Origin of the sequence: Glaciimonas sp. Gout2 (assembly GCF_035018905.1) — a bacterium.
Classification (GTDB): domain Bacteria; phylum Pseudomonadota; class Gammaproteobacteria; order Burkholderiales; family Burkholderiaceae_D; genus Glaciimonas.
In genome coordinates this window covers 66108-84044 of record NZ_JASJXA010000007.1, presented here as the reverse complement: position 1 = coordinate 84044, position 17937 = coordinate 66108, and the positions used below count along the sequence as shown (strand labels likewise).

General features: G+C 46.0%; 16 protein-coding genes. 10 read left to right on the top strand and 6 right to left on the bottom strand.

What is annotated here, in order from left to right:
* Positions 1 to 142: 142 nt before the first annotated feature.
* From galU to QN379_RS07250, 5 genes are all read right to left on the bottom strand, one after another.
* Complete coding sequence (gene galU / locus QN379_RS07270; protein ID WP_322237926.1) at positions 143 to 1093, bottom strand: UTP--glucose-1-phosphate uridylyltransferase GalU; 951 nt, start codon at positions 1091 to 1093, stop codon at positions 143 to 145.
* A gap of 234 nt (positions 1094 to 1327) precedes the next feature.
* Positions 1328 to 2746: a mannose-1-phosphate guanylyltransferase/mannose-6-phosphate isomerase gene (locus QN379_RS07265; RefSeq protein WP_322237928.1), complete on the bottom strand. Its 1419-nt coding sequence runs from the start codon at positions 2744 to 2746 to the stop codon at positions 1328 to 1330.
* A gap of 237 nt (positions 2747 to 2983) precedes the next feature.
* Positions 2984 to 4399 (bottom strand): undecaprenyl-phosphate glucose phosphotransferase, encoded by a 1416-nt coding sequence (locus QN379_RS07260; protein WP_323506357.1) that lies wholly within the window; start codon positions 4397 to 4399, stop codon positions 2984 to 2986.
* 652 nt (positions 4400 to 5051) lie between these two features.
* The gene (locus tag QN379_RS07255) at positions 5052 to 5783 is read right to left on the bottom strand and encodes a response regulator transcription factor (protein ID WP_322237932.1); all 732 of its coding nucleotides are present in this window, start codon (positions 5781 to 5783) and stop codon (positions 5052 to 5054) included.
* 389 nt (positions 5784 to 6172) lie between these two features.
* Positions 6173 to 6598 carry a response regulator gene (locus QN379_RS07250; RefSeq protein WP_323506356.1) on the bottom strand — a complete coding sequence of 142 codons (426 nt, stop codon included), beginning with the start codon at positions 6596 to 6598 and terminating at the stop codon, positions 6173 to 6175.
* Between the two features lie 376 nt (positions 6599 to 6974).
* Between QN379_RS07250 and QN379_RS07245 the strand changes: the two genes are divergently transcribed.
* The 10 genes from QN379_RS07245 (at position 6975) to QN379_RS07200 (ending at position 16522) form a co-directional block, all read left to right on the top strand.
* Positions 6975 to 8669, top strand: coding sequence for an ATP-binding protein (locus tag QN379_RS07245; protein ID WP_323506355.1), 1695 nt, complete (start codon positions 6975 to 6977; stop codon positions 8667 to 8669).
* Positions 8669 to 9064, top strand: a complete 396-nt coding sequence (locus QN379_RS07240) for a response regulator (protein ID WP_323506354.1) — start codon at positions 8669 to 8671, stop codon at positions 9062 to 9064. The genes QN379_RS07245 and QN379_RS07240 overlap by 1 nt, the downstream gene beginning before the upstream one ends.
* Positions 9061 to 9459: an Hpt domain-containing protein gene (locus tag QN379_RS07235; RefSeq protein ID WP_322237939.1), complete on the top strand. Its 399-nt coding sequence runs from the start codon at positions 9061 to 9063 to the stop codon at positions 9457 to 9459. Before QN379_RS07240 ends, QN379_RS07235 begins: the two co-directional genes overlap by 4 nt.
* Positions 9460 to 9469: 10 nt before the next feature.
* Positions 9470 to 10345 (top strand): response regulator, encoded by an 876-nt coding sequence (locus tag QN379_RS07230; protein WP_322237941.1) that lies wholly within the window; start codon positions 9470 to 9472, stop codon positions 10343 to 10345.
* Positions 10346 to 10353: 8 nt separating this feature from the next.
* Positions 10354 to 10803, top strand: a complete 450-nt coding sequence (locus tag QN379_RS07225) for an Hpt domain-containing protein (protein WP_323506353.1) — start codon at positions 10354 to 10356, stop codon at positions 10801 to 10803.
* Entirely contained in the window at positions 10800 to 12122 is a 1323-nt protein-coding gene (locus QN379_RS07220) for an EAL domain-containing response regulator (RefSeq protein WP_323506352.1), read from the top strand. The genes QN379_RS07225 and QN379_RS07220 overlap by 4 nt, the downstream gene beginning before the upstream one ends.
* 41 nt (positions 12123 to 12163) lie before the next feature.
* On the top strand, positions 12164 to 12466 hold the full coding sequence (locus QN379_RS07215; RefSeq protein ID WP_323506351.1) for a hypothetical protein: 303 nt from the start codon (positions 12164 to 12166) through the stop codon (positions 12464 to 12466).
* Positions 12467 to 12816: 350 nt separating this feature from the next.
* Positions 12817 to 13425 (top strand): response regulator, encoded by a 609-nt coding sequence (locus QN379_RS07210; protein ID WP_322237952.1) that lies wholly within the window; start codon positions 12817 to 12819, stop codon positions 13423 to 13425.
* Positions 13426 to 13767: 342 nt separating this feature from the next.
* On the top strand, positions 13768 to 14154 hold the full coding sequence (locus QN379_RS07205) for an Hpt domain-containing protein (protein ID WP_323506350.1): 387 nt from the start codon (positions 13768 to 13770) through the stop codon (positions 14152 to 14154).
* A gap of 106 nt (positions 14155 to 14260) precedes the next feature.
* Entirely contained in the window at positions 14261 to 16522 is a 2262-nt protein-coding gene (locus QN379_RS07200; protein WP_323506349.1) for a hybrid sensor histidine kinase/response regulator, read from the top strand.
* A 177-nt stretch (positions 16523 to 16699) separates the two neighbouring features.
* Here QN379_RS07200 and QN379_RS07195 read toward each other — a convergent pair whose 3' ends face one another.
* On the bottom strand, positions 16700 to 17935 hold the full coding sequence (locus QN379_RS07195; protein ID WP_322237959.1) for a type II secretion system F family protein: 1236 nt from the start codon (positions 17933 to 17935) through the stop codon (positions 16700 to 16702).
* Positions 17936 to 17937 lie beyond the last annotated feature (2 nt).

Sequence of the window (17937 nt, the reverse complement as noted above, 5' to 3'; positions counted from 1 at the left end):
ATGAGGCGCGTGATAGTGGTGCGCGAAAATTGGACAGGATGCTTGCGCCACTTGTTACTAACGTCATTTGATCATCCTACTAACCAAATAAAACAGTCGCCTCACGTGCGCTGTAAAAGAGGTTTCATAATTGTTTGTGGATTCACGGGATTTCTACAGACGTTGATGTAGCGAGTGCGCTTTGTTTATCATCCGACGCAAATTCATTTACTGAGGATGTCGTTGAAGGGAGGTTGCGCAGGAAGTGCCGAAATTCTTCGCTTACCTCTGGATGTTTGAGCGCAAATTCGACTGTTGCCCGCAAATAGCCTTGTTTGCTTCCGCAGTCGTAGCGGGTACCTTTAAATTGATAAGCAAGGACTCGCTCATGGGCCAGCATCGCTGCAATGCCATCGGTCAATTGTAGTTCGCCGCCAGCACCGGGTTGGAGGTTGTGCAGGTATTGAAAAATCGAAGGATTCAAGACGTAGCGCCCAACTACACCCAAATTGGAGGGGGCATTTTCTGGCGCTGGTTTTTCTACAATACCGTGCAGTGTCAGTAACTTGTCATCCATTCTGGTACCTGCGACCACGCCATAAGATCTGCTTTGTGCGAGGGTAATGGCCTCTACACCGATAATGCTGCTGCCATGTTCTGCATAGAGTTCCGTCATTTGCCGCATGACTGGTATCTTGCCGTCCAACAGGTCATCGGCCAGGATGACGGCGAAAGGCTCACCGTGCACTAACTTTTCGGCGCAGAGCACTGCGTGCCCCAAGCCTAGCGCTTCGGCCTGCCTGACGTAAATGCATTGCACATTTTTGGGTTTGATGTCGCGCAGCAAGTCTAGTAACTCTTGCTTGTTTTTAGCGGTTAGTTCGGCTTCAAGTTCATAGGCTTTGTCGAAGTGATCTTCGATTGCGCGTTTGTTGCGACCGGTCACAAAAATCATTTGCGTAATACCTGCCGCTGCTGCTTCCTCGACTGCGTACTGGATCAGGGGTTTGTCAACAATCGGTAGCATTTCTTTCGGGCTGGCTTTGGTTGCAGGAAGAAAGCGGGTACCTAATCCGGCAACGGGAAATATAGCTTTGGTGATTGTCTTGTGCATGAAGGATTTTTGTTGGGATCGGTCAGATGTTCGGCATTTGTATTTGCCACATCAGTCACACAAGGGCTGGCTGACGTGGGTGTCGCATATAAATTTTAATGAGGTGTGTAGTCCCATACGGATAAAAACTTGTCCCGAGTGTGCGCCCGGATCAAAAAACAACTAACCAGAAAACAACTAACCTACAGCGCTATTAGTGAAGCGTTGTGTTGGTTGATATCCTTCCAATCCTTTTTAGACGCGACCGTATCGATCTTCCAGTCGCACGATGTCGTCTTCTCCCAAATACGTGCCGGACTGTATTTCGATTAGTTCAAGCGGTATTTTTCCTGGATTTTCCAGTGAGTGGACGACGCCTACCGGGATAAACGTGGACTGATTTTCAGTGAGCAAATATTCCTGGTCGCCATTGGTAATTTTTGCGGTACCCGTAACCACGACCCAATGCTCTGCACGATGGTGATGCATTTGTAGTGATAGCTTGGCGCCGGGTTTGACCGTAATACGTTTAACCTGAAAACGTTTGCCGTTTCCTATGGAGTCATAAGATCCCCATGGGCGGGATACTTCGCGATGCTGGGATGCCTCTGAGCGGTTAATTTTGGTCAGCTTTTCGACTATATTTTTGGTATTTTGCGCATGCTCTTTATTCATGACGAGGATGGCATCGGCGGTTTCTACAATGACTGTATCGCGCAGGCCAATGGCTGTGATCAGGCGTGTGGTGCCGTGCACCAGACAGTCGTGGCAGTCTTGCAGCATGACATCGCCATGGGTGGCGTTACTATCGGCATCTTTGTCGGAGGCTTCCCAGACTGAAGCCCACGAACCAATGTCACTCCAGCCTGCTTCCAATGGAACGACGCAAGCATGCTCGGTGCGTTCCATTACCGCATAGTCAATCGCTTTATCAGGACTGCTGGCGTAGGCTTGATTATCTAGTCGCACGAAGTCCAGATCTTTTTGTGCCAACTCTAAAGCATTGCGACAGGCGGCTACGATTTCTGGTTGGTAGTGTGTCAGCTCTTCAATATAACGGCTGGCACGAAATACGAACATGCCGCTATTCCAAAAATAGTTACCGCTGGCGAGGTACTTTTCTGCAGTGTCGCGATCCGGTTTTTCGACAAACTGCAAGACGGGTTGTGCTTGTCCGTGAGATGCCGTGCCGGCGCGGATATAGCCATAGCCAGTTTCGGGTCCAAGCGGGTTAATGCCGAACGTCACCAACTTGCCGTCTTCAGCCGCTCTTAAAGCTATCTGAATAGCGGCGCTAAACGTTACCTGATTTTTGATGACATGGTCGGACGGCAATACCATCAAAATCGCATCATTCCCTTGAGCGAGTGCATGTAGTGCAGCGACGGCAATCGCAGGGGCCGTGTTACGTCGCATAGGCTCGAGAAGGATCTCTGCATCGACGATTCCAATCTCGCGCAGTTGTTCTGCGGCAATAAAGCGTGATGATTCATTGCAGACCAATAGCGGCGCACCCATCGCGTCAATCTTTTTTAGTCGTTGCATGGTTTGCTGCAATAGGCTTTCTCCACCTAGCAAACGCAAAAATTGTTTTGGATATGTATCACGTGACAATGGCCAGAGTCGCGTGCCAGAGCCGCCGCAAAGAATGACTGGGATAAGAGGAAGAGCCATGTGGTTCGATTCTGAAAAGATGTGGAGATGTTGGTGATAGAGATTTCCGCTTCGCCTGAAGGCGGAAGAGCTCATTAACTTCATGCCTTCGCTGGGCCGACAATAGTGTCGAAACAAGCCTGTTTGACGTCTTAATCAAATCTCAGAGAGGCCGTGCGTGATCTCACTATTTGCGTCTATTTTTAGAAAATTGATTAGCCGGAAATATGCCCAGTGCGGTGGTCGTAGTAGGGCGGACTAATATGCGTTTTCCCCTGTCCAACCCTTGAATGCTGTCCAGATGACGATGCGCAAATCCATCAGGAGTGACCAGTTCTGGATGTAATGCATATCAAACTGTACGCGCTTTTCCATCTTGTCGACGGTGTCTGTTTCTCCACGTAGGCCGTGGATTTGTGCCCAGCCTGTAATGCCGGGCCTGACACGATGGCGTGCCATATATAACTCTAGGATTTCTTCGTACTTCGCATTGTGTTGGAGCGCGTGCGGTCTTGGTCCCACTACTGACATATCGCCGATGAGTACGTTAATAAACTGGGGAAGTTCATCAAGGCTGGTGCGTCTGAGTAGTTGTCCAAAGGGTGTGATACGCGCGTCGTTTTGTGTCGCTTGTGAAATCTCGTCATATTCCTGATGCATCGTCATCGAGCGAAATTTGTAGACCATAAATTTTTTGCCGTTGATGCCGAGCCGCGCTTGTTTAAAGAATATAGGACCAGATGAAGAGCATTTAATCCCTACTGCAATCGCAGCAAACAAAGGCAGTAAGATGGTCAAGACTATTGCGGAAAATATTTTATCGAAAAAATGTTTGACGTGCCCGCGTAGGCCATGGGAAACAGGGCGGTTTAAATCTACTGTGGCAAGACCTAGAAAATCGACCATTTTATTGTTGATCATTTGTAGGCCCAACATATCGGGTACCCAACGAACATTCACCAACGCATTTCTTAGCATGTATTGAATGTCCAGCAATTGCGCTGAAGCACTAATCGGCAACGTAATCCAGATTTCATGGATATTGTTTTCCTGCAAGTAATCATTTATCCCATCAAGCGTCTTGATAAGGGTGATGGGGGTGGACTGGAGATTGATGGCGTCCTGGTCGTCTGCATATATCGCCACGACATCATATCCATAACCATTTTGTTGCCGCGCTCTTTGGTGCATCTCTTGACCAGTGTGACCATATCCAACAATCATGACGCGTTTGGTGTTGAAACCGCGACTGCGGACGATACTAAGAACGCCATGTATAGCGACGCGATAAAGTGATAAAAAGGCGATGCCCGTCAGATACCAATAAAAAAGCCAGAGCCGCGACAGTTCACCAACACGGTGAATCAGAAAGCTGACTAGTAGTCCCACTAATAAAACCATTGCCCATGACGTCATCAGCCGCACAAACATATGCGGCATGAGGCGCCCGCGCCAGGCTACTGTCATCCCGGATTGCGGAAATCCAAACAGCACTAGTGCGCAGCAAAGACAAAGCATAATGGTGTGAATCGGGGAAGTGGCATTGAGAGAGACGCCGAAACGCCAATAGCTGGCAAGTGGTGCCGCAGCAGCTAAAACGACGACATCAGCTAATCGCTTTATTAGCTCAAGTTCGAAGGGATGTTTGAAAATGAGCCCGTTTGATTTTGGCATTTGATTTCATTTCCTTGTTATCGCCCGATCCTGTGTTGGCTGCCCAGTAACTGACGTTTTTTTTCGTGTTTGGTTTCTATTTGGAGGCTGCTAAAACACTGCGCTGCCGATCTTGCTTGTGGTGCGATCGATTTAGCAATGTGGAGTGAGACAACCTCGAATTATCTGGCTCTGATTCTGAGGCGTAGAAAGTGTCAGCAACTCTACGAATACTTACGTTTGCTGACATTTATGTGACTAAATAGCAATTTGGAGGGGGCGCTACGGACTTCTTCTATTAAAGCCGGGTGTGCAGAAATTTTGGATTACAAACAGCGTTGTTGGATATGCTGTTAATAAGTGTATTAAGGTGGGTATATGGGACGGCCGAGAATATGAAAACTGTTGAAGACCGTCGTGTCATGAGCGATTTTTGGCATGACAAGAATTAAAAATCGGATGAAGGCGAAAGCGGAACGCTATAACGTCGCTGGAGTAAGCTGAAAAGAAAAATACGGTTGGTATTCTGCAGTAGCGCAGACTTGTTCTGAGAATCAACTTCCCGGTATTGCATTGGCAGTTGCATGAGGCATTACGGATTTAATGCTGGATTCAGTCGAAATGCTTATCTATGAACCGCTGCAGTTCATAGGCATCATGTTGTTCGTAACAATTATTCGCGCTCAATTGGATCAGCAAATATATAACCGACTGAATGGGCAACTTTGATCGGCTGCGATGAACCGTAAGTTTTGGCAATTTTTCTGCGTAGTCGGCTGATCACCGCTTCGAGTCTGCGCTCGTCATAGGCCAGCGGATCTTGTTGCAACGCGGTGGAGATAATTGTCCGCCTGCTTACCGGGCGTCCTCGACCTTCAACCAGGATGTCGACCAATAGCGTTTCAAGATGCGTCAGCATAATTTCAGCGCCTGACGGAGCGATGAGCTTCCATTCGGTTCTGACAAACCGCCAAGGTCTGCTACCTTGCGCTTCTGCATTCAGATTTAAGCGCCGGTAAAGACTATCTATGCTCGCGGTGATCTCTCGGGGGTTGGCTGGCTTGGTAAGGAACATATCTGCACCACTCTCCAGCCCATCCACCCGCGTCTGGAGATCACTATGCGACGTGAGCATAATAATCCCAAGAAGGCGCGTCCGTTGCATTGCCCGGAGTTGATTGGCGATGGTGAAGCCGTTATCCCCAGATAACTCGACATCCAAAACCACGATATCGGCCGGTCTCTCGATTAATTCTCGATACAAGGCCGCGCTATTGTGAACGCCGGTGGCCTGATAACCGCGATTGATAAGACTGAGTACAACGATTTCGCGGAAGGCATCGTCGTCTTCTACTACAACAATCCGAATCATCTTTGAAGTGTTGTCTTTAGTCGGCATGTCCATTTGAAGCCATCCATTTTTGTGCAGTGTGTAATTGGTGCGAGGTCTTTGATAATGAAATATCAGAAAATGTTGGATGTCGTCAGTTATGATATTTTGGGCATAATGATAATACATTAATATGTATATTTGTCGTTTGAGCAACGTGCGCCATTAAATAAATCGGCAGCCAGATTACGTATGGCGGGGCTAGCCTGTCAGCGTTAATGAGTGTCAGATTGAATCTGTGGTTTTGCGGAACACTCCCTTTGACCATTATGGCTGTGAGCTGGAGGAATCTATCGCTAGATCGAAGCATTATGACTAAATCCATTGCGCAGTTTTTATGAGCCATTGACGCCGTAGCGAACGGGCTGTGCTGTCGCTCATATTTTGGGTTAATTTTTTGTTTCTTAAAGAGGCGCAGGCTTGTTGTTGGTTCTCTTTAGTCCTTGCGTCACGAGGGCACGTAGCGCGATTGGCGAAAAATCTTTTTTCTTAATAAAAGAAACATCGGGTGGTAATCCCCCATTATCCAAAATATCTGCTTCTTTAAGTCCCGAAATGATGATGAGCGGAACATGACGATAAGCTGGATCGACTCGCAAAATATTGAGCATTTTGAAGCCGTCAAGATCCGGCATATCAAGGTCAGCAATGATGATGTCAGGACTGCACTCACAAGTTTGTATCAATCCCTGGAACCCATTAGCGGCGATGACGAAACGGATGTCTTTTATGTCCGCTAAAGCGTTCTTGTATAGACCAATCAGCAGAGGATTGTCCTCTACGATTAAAACAGTACAGGGCAAAGAGGTATCGATCGCTTTTGTGTGCATGTGATCATTTCGTATTCATTGCCGTTGCAGGCGGGCAGCCCGTTGATACACAGGATGTCGTTATTGATTGATAAATAAATACGTATTGCGGTGATACTGTTGGTTAATTTTAACATATTTGACAATTTTAATAAATTTGTTAAAATCAATAAATATAAAAAATTCAATTTAAATGATAATGCCGCATATATATGGATTTTATAAGTAAAAATTAGCATAATAACGCGCTGCTGATAGCGAGATTTTCAAATGTTGGTGTTGGTGCTGGTGTTGGTGATGTTTGAGTAACTACGGAGTAAATACTGAGTAAGTGCTGGTGAGTAAGTGCAGGCGTAGAAAAATCATTATTAAGAATCTGTGAGAAGAGAGCTAATTTATGCTTTATCACTGTCGGCGAAGTAAGTATTGGCAAATTATTTTGCCGTCTGCCTTTGCCGTGGTGTTGATTGTTATTCTTTGGACAGTCACGCTTCATCAGCTGAGTCAATCTAAAGAAAAATATCTGATTGCCACTACCAAAAATGCCGACAGCTTTGCCCAGGCATTCGAGGCGCATACGATCAGCACGATTGAAGTGGCCGATCAGGCTGTGCAGTTTCTTAAATATGAGTATGAGACGTCCGGTAAACAACTTGATATTGGACAGTTTTTATCTAGCCATATTTTGAGAAGAATATTTAATTTCCTGAGTGTGATTGACGAGCGATCAAACGTAGTCTTATCGAGTCATCCTCCAGGCGACGTTAAGCGACCTAACCTTGAGTCCATTCGTCTACACGGTAAGGGCGACGCCGAAAATTTATTGTTGAGCGAGCCGGTTCAGTCCCTCATTCCCGGTAAATCAGAAATTTTTTTAACACGCCGGGTTAATAAATCGGATGGAACGTTTAATGGTGAGGTGGTGGCATCGATGGACCCCCTTTACTTTACCCGACTCTTCAGTGCGGTGAATCTGGGTGAGCACGGCTCTATCGCACTCACCGATACAGATGGCATGGTATTGGCATGGCGGTCGGCCGAAAGCGAAGTGGTGGGGAAAAAGCTAGCAAACTTGCCGCTCTTTAAGCAGATGGTGCAGCAGAAAATTGGTAATTTCCGCGCCAAGAGCGAAGTTGATGGTCGTGATCGCATATTTTCCTACCGTAAATTGGGGAAGTATCCATTACTGGTGGTGGTGGGTATTAGCGTAGAAGATGAATTGATACCCTTTAATAGTACCTACCGGCAAGTCATTACGTTAGCCGCACTGTTTACATTGGTAATTTTGATCGTGACGGGTTTGATCATTTTCCTTATACGACATCTGACGTTACATGAAGTAGAGGCAGAGTCGGCAAATCGCGCAAAGACGCTTTTTTTGTCAAATATGTCGCACGAATTACGCACTCCGCTGAATGGCATTTTAGGTTATGCGGAGTTACTCAAGGAAGACCTGGTTGATGCACAGCAGCGGTCATTTGCGCAGTACGTTCATGAAAGTGGCATGCATTTACTCTTGTTGGTTAACTCATTGCTTTTTCTCGGAAAGATTGAGGCGGGTGAGGTTGACCTTAATATGAAAGACGAGAATTTGCGCGCGCTATTAGCGCGTGCAGTTAATGCACACATCGGCAGCGCTACTGCAAAAAATATTACCATTTCGTTATCCATCGCGCCCAATGTTCCAGAGAAAATTCAGTGCGATCATATGAGGGTGGTACAGGTGTTAAACAATCTTTTTCATAACGCGATCAAGTTCACCGATAGCGGAGAAATAGTTTTGAAAGTAACTGCTGAAAGACAGTGCATAAAGTTCTCAATGACCGATACCGGGGCGGGTATTCCGATTGAATACCAAGGCGCGATATTTGAAAAATTCTTTCAAGTGAATGGTATCGAACGTGCCGCGCATGAGGGGAGTGGTTTGGGTCTTGCCATTGTCAGTCAGTTGGTCGAATTAATGGGTGGGATCATCATATTGCTATCGACGCCAGGCGTGGGGACAACCGTTGCGTTTACGGTTCCGTTAAAACACATGCGTGTCAGATCGAATCGGATAGATCGATTGACGACAAAAAGTTATCTCGCGTAATGATAAAAAACAGACTACCGATTGTCGTTGTGGAAGATAACGAGATGAACCAACAGTTGTTAAGGTTTCAGTTGAAACGCATTGGGTTCGATGAAGTGGTTGTGTTACAGAATGGCGAGGATGCCATTGCCTGGCTATCAAAGAATGAATGCCTGATAGTTCTTGCCGACTGCCAGATGCCGAAGATGGATGGATATGAGATGACCAAAAGAATTAGACAGGAAGAAAAAATGACGGGTCGACATCTCAGCATTATTGCGATTACTGCGAGTGCAATGGACGACGATAGAGCGCGTTGTTTTGAATCAGGTATGGATGATTATTTATCGAAACCTACCCAAATTGCGACCATCCAAAGAATCTTGAGCCAATGGATTCCGAAAGATGACGAATGAATCTTGCCAGCCTCGATAAAAAAGATGGGCGGGCAATAGATCTAGATATTTTGCGCGAGTTTGTGGGCGACGATATTGAAGTTATCAGGCATTTTCTTGTTCGGTTTTTTGAGGCGCTTCGTATTGGTATGGAAAAAATGCGAAGCATGATTATCTTGAAGCAATGGCGTGATATCTCTGCACTTGCGCATACATTAAAGACATCGGCATTGGCAATTGGCGCTTTTAAATTTGCGACGATGTGCGGATCGATGGAAAAAATAGCCTTGATCCAAAATGACGTCAAGGGCGACCCGGAAAATGATCCAAGACAAATCCTGATGAAGGAGATGAATCGGACGTTCATTGAAATTGAGGAAGCGGTGAATGCCGTGCTGCCACTCGTCACTCCATGATGGAAAATGAATGAATCCTAAAGTTTTAATCGTTACAGACAGTATGGCTGAATCGCTTACCTTGCACGAGACTGTCGTCCATGAAGCGTCGGGGGTCTGGTCGACATACTATGCGCCGCAGGGAATTGAGCTGTTCGGAGAAGTGCATCCAGATGTACTGATTTTATCCTTTTCAAATATTCATGAAGCTGAACATTTTATTATTATGTTAAGTCGTGAATGTGATCATTTTTTAGATATTTCATGTCAGATATTATTGCTCTGCGGAGATGATCAGCTGACACTGGCAACTGCGCTGTACCCTACCGGTCCATTTGATGCCCTTCTGCCGGGGCGTCCATTGTTGGACCCGATCATGTTGAAGTCGGCAGTGGATCAGGGATTCCATAGAAGACAGTCTGTCATTGCAGCGCGAGAATTTTCCCTAGTCTCATTGGGGATGCCGCTATCAACATCGAAGTTAATTCTTGTTATTGATGATGACGTAACCTACAGCGACATGTTGCAACATGCTCTGTACGCTGGTGGCTATGAAGTGATTGCAGCGAGAGATGGATTGCAAGCGCTATCAATATTGCGAAACTGCACACCATCACTGATTTTGCTTGATATCGTTATGCCCCACATTGATGGGATTTCAATTCTGACACAAATAAAAAATTCTGACTCGTTGGGCGCGATACCGGTCATCGTCCATACGGGTATGACCGTGCAGGAAGTGTTCGACGATGCAAAAAAATACAACGCGACAGGATTACTCAGCAAGCCAGTCGATAGAGCAACGCTGCTGCGAAAAATTGATGCGTGCTTATTGAACGACACCTTTGATAACGCTATTTTCCACACAAGTACAACTTCTACAGACGCTTTTAGCGCCGCGGAATAAGGAGTGATTTGAGCGCCGATATCAAACTCACTGATCCTTCGATATTGATGCGCGCAGTGGAGCATGACGAGGATGCATTTGATGCTATGTCACGCGTTTTTCTTCGGATTTATCCGGAAATGATTGAGCGCCTGGATGAGTTTGTAGCTATCGGAAATCTGAAGGAGATAGCCCATCAGGCGCATTCTCTGGCGAATTGTCTGTTCATCGTTGGGGCGACGTGTATCGGCGAAAAAATGCAGGATATTGAAACTGACGCCAGACAAAAATTATTCAAATACAGCGATGCTGAATTTTCCGAAATCAAGACGATGCTTCTTCTGGTAATGCAAGAGGTAGAAAGCAATCTGATCGTTAGAAATACATTGTCGACGGTGCCGACAATGTCGCGTCAAGTTGTGTCTGAATTTTTTCTTAAGGATTTAGACGGGTCAGATTGTTATCAGGGGCATGTGTGAATAAATGGTTGAAGCGCGCGCCGATTGATATGGCAAAAAATATAGCGACGAACGTGGAAAATGCGAAGGCAAATAATAGACTGGCACAGCCATCTGAATTTTTTATTGATCAGAAAGTGCTGGTGCTGGAGGACGACGAATTTCAGCGTAAGTTGCTGGTCGGTAGATTGAAAGGAATGGGGATTGGTTACGTTGCTGAGGCAGCCAACGGTCGCGAGGCACTAGAACTGCTGGAAATAAATAACGTTGTATTTGATTTTACGATTTGCGATTTGCGAATGGATGTCATGGACGGCATCGAATTTCTTCATTATGCGGCCGGCCAGCGTATTGGATCAGTCATACTCGTTTCAGCCGTGACTGAAGATTTATTGCGGTCGGCAGAGAAAGTGGCGCGGGATAGTGGCGCCCGGATTGCCGGTAGTTTAATCAAGCCGATTGATTTTTTATATTTAAAAAAAATCATGATGTTGGATGTCGAGGTGCTGGAAACAGCGCCAGTTATTGATGAGAAATCGTCATCAAGGTTGTGGACAAAAAATGATCTTATCGTCGCGCTTGAGTGCCAGCAATTTGTTCCTTATTTCCAGCCTAAGGTGCAATTTGGGCAGGATCCGGTTGGGGTTGAGATTCTGGCGCGTTGGTGTCATCCGGCGTTTGGTGAAATCCCGCCATCGCAATTTGTTCCATTGATGGAGGCGAGCGGAGTTATTGATCAGTTGACCGAACAGTTGCTGCATAAAGCACTTGAGGCAATGAAAAAATGGCGTGATATCGCACCACAAATGGGTATTGCACTGAATGCTTCGCGCTCGACTTTGCAGAAAGTTGCCATTCCCAATCGTTGGCGTGCTATTGCAAACGAACATTCTATCGAGCCGGAATTAATCACTGTTGAGGTAACGGAAACGGCGCTTGCAACGGACTATGATGGTTTACTAGAAACCGTTACCCGTTTGCGCATGCATGGATTTAACTTGTCGCTAGACGATTTTGGGACTGGCTATTCTTCTCTCCAACAGTTGAGTCGTATGCCATTTTCTGAAATTAAAGTAGATCGCTCTTTTATAGTTGGTGCCCAAGGTGCTCAACGATCGGTGGCAATACTACAGTCGATATTTGACTTGGCAAAAAATCTCAATCTCTCGACAGTTGCCGAGGGAATAGAGTCAAGAAGCGATGCAGATTTTATTCAGGCACTGGGCTGTGATGCTGGGCAGGGATATTACTTTGGTAAGCCGATGAATGGCGACGATTTGCTTCCTTGGCTTGCGCAGCCAAGGAAGCATGTGTGGGGCGAAAATAATGCGCGTCTGTGAATTTAAATTTTTATCATATAGCACTTCAAAGGGAGCATAAAATGACATTAGAAAATAATCAAAATAATGAAAATATCGAGAAAACTCAAGGATATGATCAGAGTCGGTTGCTTGACGAACTGCTTCATCGTAAAGCGTTAAAAAACGATGCAGCATTATGTCGGCTATTGAAACTTGCACCGCCTTTAATCAGTAAGGTTCGCCATGGCAAGATTAGGATTAGTGGCGATGTGATGATTCGTATTCATGAGACGTTTGGCATTGCTTTTTCAGAAATGCGTGAACTGTTAGGGAATGATGAAACTAATGAAGACTATGTTGTGAGTCTTGGTTTAACGTTGTAAGGGTGACTGTCAGGATGGGTTGGATGCTTTGGTGTGTTTTGATCGTTTGTATTGGTTAAATATTCGCGATTTTTTCACGCTGATTGAGTCTTGGAAAAGGTGACATCTTTAATCTGAAATTAATCGCTTTTACAAAGCGTTTTTTGCAAATTGAATTGGTTGGTATGAGGTTTCCCGAGTTTCTTATTGCATATTAGATTATGCGAAACATGCATTGTGTATGTCTCCGTCAAGAAGAGTGAATGGCGATAAAAATAGAGATTAAAAACATCTCTTTTAGAAACGAACCAATTATTGGGAAATTTATTTAATTTGGTTAAAATAAGACTTTAGAGAATATAAGAAGATAAATGCCTTATTCTGAAATATGTACAACACAGAAGGTCGCTCAAATACTTGGAATTTCGGTTACGTCGGTTCAACAATTAGTTGAGGCTGGAGTAATTGAAGCTTGGAAAACCGGGGGAGGGCACCGTCGTATTCCTATGGCTGCCGTCCAAGCTTATAAAGCATCGTTGACGACGGCGTTAAAGGTTAATGCGAGCGAGGCATCGTCCGGTAAAAAGGCATCAATCCTGGTAGTTGAGGATAATGCGCTCCAGCGTGGAATCTATGAAAAACAGATTTCATCCTGGAACCTGTCGGCCGACCTGAGATTTTGTGAGAATGGCTATCAGGCTCTGGTTGAGATAGCAACACACAGGCCGAGTATTTTGCTGGCAGATATCGTGATGGATGGGATCGATGGTTACGAAGTTATCAATACCATATTACGATATCCGGAATTGGCACACATGAACATTGCAATCCTTTCAAGCCTCACGCCTGAGGAGCTTAACTTGCGTGGTGGTGTTCCGGAAGGGGTTGTTTTTTTTAGTAAACCAATGAACTACGACGAATTACGTGGCTACTTACGTGCATGCTGCGCCCAAAACGTCGTCAGAAGCGTGACCAATTAGGAGTATAGGATTCTTTTCGTACGAAGAATGATCGCTCAGGTGTGTATTTTTGATACCAATTGCTGATGATTCGCAAAGAATCCATGGTACTTTGTACTTCGGTTGCAGTTAAATAATGCTTTAATTGTCATTCAAATAATTGCAGAACAGTTCGCACTGGCAGTGAAATATACAAGGCTGGTGCCATTAATGATGCGTGAAATATTTGTGGTGAAAGCGATTGTGGTCGAATTTACCTAAATACAACGATAAGAGCAATATTTTTCAACGTCCTGCTTCAACGTCCTGCTTAACACCGGGGTATTAGCGTTTTCTGGATAAATAGTTAGTGCACAACGTACCATGAAGCGGCATAACCCATACCTGTATATCGATCCAAGCGTGCTGTTCAACGCAACCGGCGAAGATCTTGATTCGTTTCGTGCGCTGTCTCATACGTTTATTGTGATCGCGGCACCGATGTTTGAACGTTTGAAAGCGGCGATTTTAGTCGGTGAGTTTAAGGCGATGTCGCATGAAATTCATTCACTTAAAGGTACAACATCGCTGGTTGGCGCGGTGGAACTGACGACCAAACTGGTGGAGTTGGAAAGTTTGTTGCTAGGTGATCAGACATGCCGTCTAGATCATCATCTTCCCGAGTTATGGCGCTTGTTCTCGTTGGTGATGCAAGATGTACGAGATAGTATTGTGCATTTTCGGGGATACCCCGAATGTGGTGAAAATTAGCAGGGTAAGCCTTACCACCGACGCCTTGTTTCCGCATGCGTCCGTGGTGAAGATATTGTTTAGTTCGCAGTTTATTTAAAAGTTCTGGAAATCGCATGCGATGCAAATGACACGATCGACAGATAAGCGAACGCTATATTTCGGGAACGCACGATGGCGCCTTAGTGCGAGGAGGGCCACGGCCGTTATCGGTATCGTGGTAATCACGTTGCTCGCATTATTAATCGTCGTGTCAACCAAGATATTGCATGATCGGACGATAGAGGCGTGGCGCACGGAACTTGGTAACTTGTCTCTCGTGTTGGCGGAAAATACTTCACAGACGATGACGTCGGCTTCGCTGGTGCTGGATAGTTTGGTCGAGAACGTCGAGTCTGCGAATGTGCATGATCAAGCGGGGTTAATAAAGGCCTTCAGAACCTCTTCGACTCACCAGATGATGCATGACAAAATCAGTGGACTGCCACAAATCAATGTAGCTACTATTATCGGTGTAGATGGCGAAGTAATAAATATTACCCGTTCGTTTCCTGTGCCGGTACTGAATCTGAGTGATCGCGACTATTTTAAATATCATAGCCACAACGCTGATCCCGGTATATTTATCAGCCAACCGGTGCAAAACAAAGTTAACGGTAAATGGCTTTTCTACATTAGCCGGCGTATCGAGGATGCCAATGGGCATTTTCTTGGCGTGGTTCTGTTAGGACTGGCGAGCGATTTTTTTGGCGATTTTTACAAAAATGTTAGCCTTGGTAATCAATCTGCCGTGTCGCTGTATCTCCGAGATTACACATTAGTTGCGCGTTGGCCGCCTACGAACGCCCTGCTAGGAAAAAAATTCCTTGCAGGTCCAACCTTTGCAGTAATTGAGGAAAATAAAAACCACGACGTTATTCTGTCCAGAAGTCCACGGGCGGCAGATGACTTCAAGAAAGTGTATCGGATGAGTGCGATCCGGTTAGTCAGAGGTTATCCGCTGATTGTGAATGTCACCATCACTGAAGATTTGTTCCTCGGTGGTTGGCGTGGAACGGTACAATTGTTGGGTGGTATTGCGTTGGTAAGCTTGCTTGCGCTATCGATTGCGTTTGTACTGATCGCGATTGTCCTGAAGCGGCGGGAGCAGGACGCAAAAGAAGCCTTTTTACTGAAGACCCAAGCCGACTCCGCCAACGAATCAAAATCACGCTTTCTGGCGATGATGAGTCATGAAATCCGTACTCCGATGCATGGCATTATTGGGATGTCGGAATTGATGTTGGAGACTAAACTCGATAGCGTCCAGCTGGCATATGCCAGTAACGTGCGGAGTGGTGCGCGCGGACTTATGCGAATTCTTAACGAGATTTTGGATTTTTCAAAAATCGAAGCTGGTCATATGGAGTTCGAAATGATCTCCTTCGATCCGGTCCACCTGATATTCGATGTCATTGATCTGCATAAAGCCAATGCCAAGCAAAAAAACCTGGTGATTGATACCTCTATCAGCTTAACTGCTCCAAAGTGGGTAGATGGAGATCCCATACGGATAAGACAGATTTTGGGTAATCTGATTGTCAATGCGATCAAATTCACACCATCGGGGAAGATAACCATTTACTTCAGCGCGCATGCTGATGTTGCTAATCTGGATATGGTGCATTTGCGGTATTCGGTTCTGGATAGTGGTATTGGGATCAGCGAGGAAGCGCAAATCAATTTATTTGAACCGTTTATACAGGCAGACAATACGACGAGTCGCAAATACGGCGGTACTGGCCTGGGCCTAGCCATATGCAAGCGCCTGGTCGAGCTGATGCATGGTCAAATCAGTTGCGTCAGCAGCTTAGGTTTGGGATCAAGTTTTACGTTCCGGATTCGCTCTCGGATTTCAGAGAAGGAACCCGTCGATCTCTCATCGATTGAAAGTATTCCGCCAGCGAACCTCGCACCATTGCCATTAACGCCAGTATTGCAAACGTATGCACCACGCGTACTGGTTATTGAGGACACAGAAATCAACCGGCAACTGGTGCGTATCCTGCTGACAAAAAGGGGATGCGTGGTTGAAGAGGTTGAAAACGGTGAGTTAGCACTCGATGCACTTGCTCTGCGGCATTTTGACTTGGTTCTCATGGATTGTATGATGCCGGTAATGGACGGTTATGAGGCAACCAGACTTCTTAGAGAAAAAGAGGCCGCAACCGGCGCCCCGAGAATGCCGATTATTGGTCTCACCGCCAGTGCGATCAAGGGTGACCGCGAGCGTTGTCTCGCCGCAGGAATGGATGACTATCTTACTAAACCTTGTACCGCCAATGAATTTATAGCGACGGTTGGCCGCTGGATCGAGCTGAAAACCATTGTGGTTTTGCGCCCTGAGTAAGATGCACAAATGCATTTCATTCACTATCACGGATAGCACTTTCGTTGAGTTGCTCGCTTCAAACGCATTCAAACTCAGTGAAATATACAAACTGTATTCTCACATTGCGGATTTGTAACTTTTGAATTTGGTTGCATCAAATAGTTTTGAAATGGCAGAATATCAGCATCGAATAAGCTAATTTTTAATGGCGACCTTACCAAGGTCCCACATTGGCAAAAAGATGCCCAGCGCCAGGATCAGGACGATGATGCCCAGCACGCCGATCAAAATCGGTTCTATTTGCGAAGACAACGTCTTTAGTTCGTAATCGACTTCATGCTCGTACATTCTTGCTATCTCGTCCATCAAATCATCAAGCTCGCCAGTTTCCTCGCCGACTGCGATCATTTGTAAAACGACCGGTGTAAACACACCGGTAACTGAAGCTGTACGTAAAATACTTTCACCACGTTCGACGCCATCACGCATTTGTTCGATACGACTAGCGATATAACTGTTGTCGACTGTTTGAGCGACCACGGTAAGTCCCATCACGATTGGTACGCCGCTTTTACTTGATAGCGCAAAGCTGCGCGCGAATCGGGCTAACGTCGCTTTTAAGATGATTTTGCCGACAATAGGAAAGCGCAATTTAAGTTTATCCCATTTGTACAAACCATCGACGGTGGCGAGATAGGTTTTGAATGCAAACGCAGCGGCGGCAATGATCGCCAGCAGCAAGGGCCAATAATGGACGGTGAATGCAGAGGTCGCCATTAAGAACCGTGTTGGCAAGGGTAACTGGGCATGAAATCCAGCGTAAACATTGGCGAAGGACGGAATGACAAAGATATTGATGACGACCATGGCTGCCAGCATGGCCACCACTACAAAAGAAGGGTAGCGCATCGCGGTCCGTACTCTTTCGCCCATTTCTCGCTCGAATTCGAGATGCCCGAACAGCCGTAGAAAAACCTCCTCAAGACGCCCAGTCATTTCTCCGACGCGTACCATATTCAGATAAAAATTGGAGAATACGCGTGGATGACGCCGCATTGACGCTGATAGTTCTCGGCCAGCATCAAGTGATTCCCTGATGTCTTTTAGCACTCTTGCAAATGACTTGTTGGTTGCTGATTCCTGTAAGCCAGCCAAGCCGCGCATGATAGGAATACCGGCTTTTAGCAGAGTATAAAGTTGGCGACTAAATAATTGTACGTCGATGGAGCGGACTTTTTCTTCGTTGAGGCGTGACCACCAGTCATTTTCAGCACTTGTACCGCTAATGGGGCCGCTGGTCGGCGTAATGTCAATCGGTGTTATACCGGCGTTAAATAGCTGACTGGCGATACCGCTACTATCGCTACCTTCCAGGACGCCTTGCACTTGCTCACCGCGGGCGTTACGTGCTTTATATGCGAAGAAAGGCATGC